The organism is Brevundimonas sp., assembly GCF_031082345.1.
Classification (GTDB): Bacteria; Pseudomonadota; Alphaproteobacteria; order Caulobacterales; family Caulobacteraceae; genus Brevundimonas.
Window position 1 is genome coordinate 1 of the sequence record NZ_JAVHLH010000203.1, and the last position, 5,111, is coordinate 5,111.

The 5,111-nt window shown below is 69.7% G+C and carries 5 protein-coding genes and 1 pseudogene; 2 read left to right on the plus strand and 4 right to left on the minus strand.

Annotated features, from left to right (window positions below; all coding sequences use genetic code 11):
- Positions 1-258, plus strand: a 258-nt coding sequence (locus RDU12_RS12080) for a hypothetical protein (protein WP_308684812.1), incomplete at its 5' end; no start/stop codon positions are given.
- Between the two features lie 3 nt (positions 259-261).
- Here the strand turns inward: RDU12_RS12080 and RDU12_RS12085 are convergent.
- The 4 genes and pseudogenes from RDU12_RS12085 to rpsB form a co-directional block, all read right to left on the minus strand.
- The gene (locus RDU12_RS12085; RefSeq protein WP_300292762.1) at positions 262-672 is read right to left on the minus strand and encodes a hypothetical protein; all 411 of its coding nucleotides are present in this window, start codon (positions 670-672) and stop codon (positions 262-264) included.
- Between the two features lie 8 nt (positions 673-680).
- Positions 681-2,282 (minus strand): M20/M25/M40 family metallo-hydrolase, encoded by a 1,602-nt coding sequence (locus RDU12_RS12090; protein WP_300292764.1) that lies wholly within the window; start codon positions 2,280-2,282, stop codon positions 681-683.
- Between the two features lie 145 nt (positions 2,283-2,427).
- Positions 2,428-3,369, minus strand: a complete 942-nt coding sequence (gene tsf / locus RDU12_RS12095; protein WP_308684814.1) for a translation elongation factor Ts — start codon at positions 3,367-3,369, stop codon at positions 2,428-2,430.
- Positions 3,370-3,660: 291 nt separating this feature from the next.
- Positions 3,661-4,461 (minus strand): annotated as a pseudogene (gene rpsB / locus RDU12_RS12100) (30S ribosomal protein S2); the annotation flags it as partial.
- A 215-nt stretch (positions 4,462-4,676) separates the two neighbouring features.
- Here rpsB and RDU12_RS12105 point away from each other — a divergent pair.
- Positions 4,677-5,111: hypothetical protein (locus RDU12_RS12105; RefSeq protein ID WP_308684816.1), on the plus strand; the 435-nt coding region annotated here is incomplete at its 3' end.

Below are 5,111 nucleotides of genomic sequence, written 5' to 3' on the forward strand. Positions count from 1 at the left end.
CCGGCCAGGCCCCCGGCCGCGGCCGGCCTGATCATCCCCCTGCTCGGCGGGCGGCTGATGGGCGGCAGCCTCGACCTGCTGGCCGGCCGCTTTCCGTCGTCGCGCCTGAGCCTCGACCCGATCGGCGCCGTATTCGGGGAGACCGGCTTCGGGCCCGTCAGCCAGGTGGTCACGGGCGGGATCGAGGGCCTGCTGTTCGGCGGCTGCGTGGTCGGGGCCATGACCCTGGCGCGCCGGCTGACGACGTCTCGAGGCTGAGGCCTAGAGCCAGGCCCCGGTGGTCATCATCGCCCCGAACAGGGCGGCGACCATGGCGAGGGCGAAATTGACCAGACAGAGTCCCGCCACCGGCCATCGCGCCCGTCTCGCCCTGAAGACGGCCCAGACGCTCAGCGCCAGGGTGACGCCGAGCATCAGCACTCCCCACGGCTCGGCATGAAAGCCGGTCTGCGGTCCGGTCTCCCGCCAGTGCCAGCCGGCCCAGATCGTCAGCGCGATCCACGGCAGGGGCGTCAGCAGGACCGGCCACACCGCCGCCCACGCCGGGCGGCAGGCGACGGTCCAGACGATCAAGGCGATCGGCAGGAGGACAAAGATCAGGCCGAAGGACGTGCCCGTCAGCTGGCTGACGATCATCAGCGGCGCCGTCAGGGCTCGTTCCAGCCTGTCCACCTAGTACCTCACCAGGCGAACGGATCGGTCGGCCGGGGCCGGGTCGGCATCGGCATGCGCGGCAGGGGCTCGTCGCTGTTGGCGGCGTTGAGCAGGAAGCTGGCGAGGATCACCGCCGCCTGGCGCAGGTCGGCCGGCCGCAGGTGGTCGTAGCTGTCGATCGAGGTGTGATGCAGCCGGCTGCCGTAGTCGAGCGGGTCCTGGATGAACTGGTAGCCCGGGATGCCGACGGTCTGCATATAGACGTGGTCGGTGCCGCCCGAAGGCCGCAGGGACACGGTCGAGGCCCCCATGCTGTCGAAGGGCTCGAGCCACGCCTCGAAGATCGGCGCCGCCGCGATATTGCCCTCGGCGTTGATGCCGCGGATCTTGCCCGAGCCGTTGTCGAGGTTGAAGTAGGCGACCAGATCGCCATAGCCGGGGCGCGGCTGGATTGGCCAGCGCTGGCGCCAGGTGCGGTTGTTCGGCAGGGCGTCCAGTTCCGGGTCGCCCAGCGGGGCGCGGGTGGCGAGGTATTTGTCGACATAGGCCAGGGAGCCGTGCAGCCCCTGCTCCTCGCCGTTCCACAGGGCGAAGCGGATGGTCCGTTTGGGCCGCACGCCCATGGCCCTGAGGATGCGGGCGGCCTCCATGACCACGGCCGTGCCGGCGGCGTTGTCGACCGCGCCGTCGGACGCCGCCCAGCTGTCGAAATGGGCCCCGGCCATGACGTATTCGCCGGAACGATCCGTACCCGGAATGTCGGCCAAGACGTTGTAGGCGTTGACGTCCTCGTCGTGGAAGCGGACCTCGCTCATCAGCTCGAGGATCGGCGTGGCGTCGGTCTTCGACAGGCGGGCGAGGCGGCGATAGTCCTCGGCGGCCAGTTCGAAGCCCGGGACGGTCGGCGTGGCCCCGACGCGGTGGGTGTAGCCGGCGCCGTGCAGCAGACCGCCGTCCCGATACGACATCCTGACCCAGGCGAGGGCCCCCTCCTCCGCCAGGAATTCGTCCAGCCGCAGGGCGAACTCGGTCTCGCCCAGGCGGTCGGTCGAGGGCTCGGAGTGGTTCGGAAGGACGTAGGTGTTGCGGTCGCGCAGCTCCTCGTCGGTCCAGCGGCGGAAGAAGGGCTCGGTCGGCTCAGAGCCGGTGTCGGGCTTCGTCATCATGACGATCTTGCCGCCCAGCTTGCCACGCCATGCGGCGAAGTCGCCAGGGTTGGTCATCGGGGCGACGACGACCTCGCCGCTGATCTCGCCGCCGTCGGTGCCGGGCGTCCAGGCCACGGGGATGACGCGCAGGTCCAGCGGACGCGGTTCGATCATCCGGGCGCTGGCCCGGACAACGGACCAGCCGCGGCCGAACTCGAACGGGTCGGCGCGGACGTTGGACAGGCCCCAGTCGCGGAAGCGCTGCTGGGTCCAGGCCTCGGCCTGACGCATCCGGGGCGAGTTGGTCATCCGGCCGCCGATCCGGTCAGTCAGCCAGGCGGCGGTCTCCATCACCTCGCTGTGGTTGAAGCCCTGATCGATGATGCGGTTGATGGCGACGCGGTCGACCGCCTGGGCGGAGACGACGGCGGGTACGGCGAAGGCGATGGCGGTCGCGGACAACAAGGCGGCCAGACGCATGGATGCTCCCCTGAATCGTTGCTGACCGCGATATGACGCGATCAAGCGGGGCAGTGCAAAGGCGGAGTGTGCGCGCCATGCGAAAAGGGGCCGGCGACCCAAGCCGCCGACCCCTTCGATCGATCATCCCCGGAGGGAGGTGGCCTTAAGCGCCGCCGGTCATCGAGGCGACTTCCGAAGCGAAGTCGGGGCCCTCGACCTTTTCGACGCCTTCGCCGAGGGCGAGGCGGACGAAGCCGGCCAGGTGCAGGCCGGGGTGGCCCAGTTCCTTGCCGGTGTCGGCGACCAGCTGTTCGATGGTCACGTCCGGGTTCATCACGAACGGCTGCTTGGTCAGGACAACGTCCTTCTGGAATTTGGCGATCTGGCCCGAGACGATCTTGTCGATCATCGCTTCGGGGCGGCCTTCTTCCTTCGCCTTGTCGGTCAGGACCTGGCGTTCCTTCTCGATGGCCGCCGGGTCGAGGTCGTCGGTGTTGAGCGACAGCGGGGCCGTGGCGGCCACGTGCATGGCGATCTTGCGGCCCAGTTCGCGCAGGGCGGCCTTGTCGCCGCCGCCGTGCAGGGCGACCAGCACGCCGATGCGGCCGAGGCCCGGCGACACGGCGTTGTGGACGTAGGAGGCGACCACGCCCTCGTCGACCGACAGGCGGGCGGCGCGGCGCAGCTGCATGTTCTCGCCGACGGTGGCGATCAGCTGGGTGACCTCGTCCTGGACGGTCTTGCCGGTTTCCAGCTCGGCGCCGTGCAGGCCCTCGACCGAGGCGTGCTCGAGGCCCAGTTCGGCGAATTTCTTGGCGGCGTTCTGGAACAGCTCGTTGCGGGCGACGAAGTCGGTCTCGGCGTTGAACTCGATGGCGGCGCCGACTTCGCCGGCTCCAACTTCCTTCGAGGCCACGGCGACGAGGCCTTCGGCGGCGACGCGGTCGGCCTTCTTGGCGGCCTTGGACAGGCCCTTGGCGCGCAGCCAGTCGATCGCGGCGTTGATGTCGCCGTCGGTTTCCTGAAGGGCCTTCTTGCAATCCATCATGCCGACGCCGGACTTGGCGCGCAGTTCCATCACGAGGGCGGCGGTGATCTCGGCCATGGGTAGTCTCCTTGGGTATGCGTATGCGGGAACGGCCGGACCCTTTGCCAGGTCCGGCCGCGTATTCAGTTCGCCGTCGATGGGAAGCGGGGCTTAGACCGCGGCCTTCTCGGTTTCGACGGCGTCGTTGGCGTCCGACGTCGCTTGCTGGGCGGCTTCGTCGGCGACCGGCGGCTCTTCAGCGTCGGCCTTGGCGGCCTTGGCGGCCGGAGCCTTCTTGGCGGGAGCCTCGGCGGCGGGGGCTTCAGCGGTCGGGGTTTCGGCGGCGGCGATCATTTCCTCGGCCACGGCTTCCGTGCCGGCCGGAGCGGCGTCTTCAGCCTTGGCCTTGGGGGCCTTGGCTTCGCGCAGCATCGGCTCGTCCGGGTTCTCCGAGGCGCCCAGGTCCACGCCCGACGAGGCGGCGCCGGCGGCGAGGCCGTCCAGCACGGCGTCGGCGATCAGGTCGCAGTAGGTCTGGATGGCGCGGGCGGCGTCGTCGTTGCCCGGGATCGGATAGGTGATGCCGTCCGGATCCGAGTTGGTGTCGAGGATGGCGATGATCGGGATGTTCAGCTTGCGGGCCTCAAGGATGGCGATGGCCTCCTTGTTGGTGTCGATCACGAACATGATGTCGGGGATGCCGCCCATGTCCTTGATGCCGCCCAGCGACAGCTCGAGCTTGTCCTTCTCGCGCTGCAGGTTCAGCAGCTCCTTCTTGACCCGGCCTTCGCCGCCGGCTTCCAGCAGGCCTTCCAGCTCGCGCAGGCGGGCGATCGAGCCCGACACGGTGCGCCAGTTGGTCAGGGTGCCGCCGAGCCAGCGGTTGTTCATATAGTACTGGGCGCAGCGCTGGGCGGCCTCGGCCACCGGATCGGCGGCCTGGCGCTTGGTGCCGACGAACAGGACGCGACCGCCCTTGGCGGCGACCTCGCGCACGGCGACCAGCGCCTGGTGCATGAGCGGGATCGACTGCGACAGGTCGATGATGTGGATGTTCGAGCGCGATCCGAAGATGTAGCGCTCCATCTTCGGGTTCCACCGGTGCGTCTGGTGGCCGAAGTGGGCGCCGGCTTCGAGCAGCGAACGCATGGAGAATTCAGGCAGAGCCATGAGGGGTAGTCCTTTATCCGATTGATCCGCCGCAGGCGCTGTAAAGACCGAAGTCCTCGGATTGGAGCGGACAGGATTTCTCCCCGGCCGCGCCACGCCTGCGTGTGAAGTGGGCGGGCATGTAGGCCGGATGGGGGGAAAAGGCAAGCGGCGCGGCGGCGATCTCGCCACCGTCGCATAACGGCGCTATGGTTAAGGTCGGGAGGGACCAGACCATGAGCATCCGCAACTGGGCGTTGGCCGGGGGCGCGATCGCCGCCGCCGCCGTGGCGGGAGTCGCCACTTCGCAGCAGCCGCCCCCGTCGCCGGTCGCCGCCACCCAGGTCGTCCTGACCCGAAGCCGCGTCGACAACGCGGCGCTGGCGCAGGCGCGGCAAGACCCCGTGGCGGCGCGGCTGCGCGGGGTGCTGGCGCAGGGCAAGAGCCCGGACTTCATGCAGCGGGTCAACGCCTCGGCCGTGCCGGTGCTGGCCCCGGCCGACCCGGCCCTGCTGGCCTCGGCCGAGTTCGACGGCGGCGACGGCTTCTACATGCTGACGGTCCAGCGTGGCGAACGGATCATCGAGATCTACGGCGCGACCAAGGCCTTCCGGTCGCCGCTGGCGGCGCCCGCCCCGCAGACAGCGCCGGCCACGACGGCCGCTCCCGCG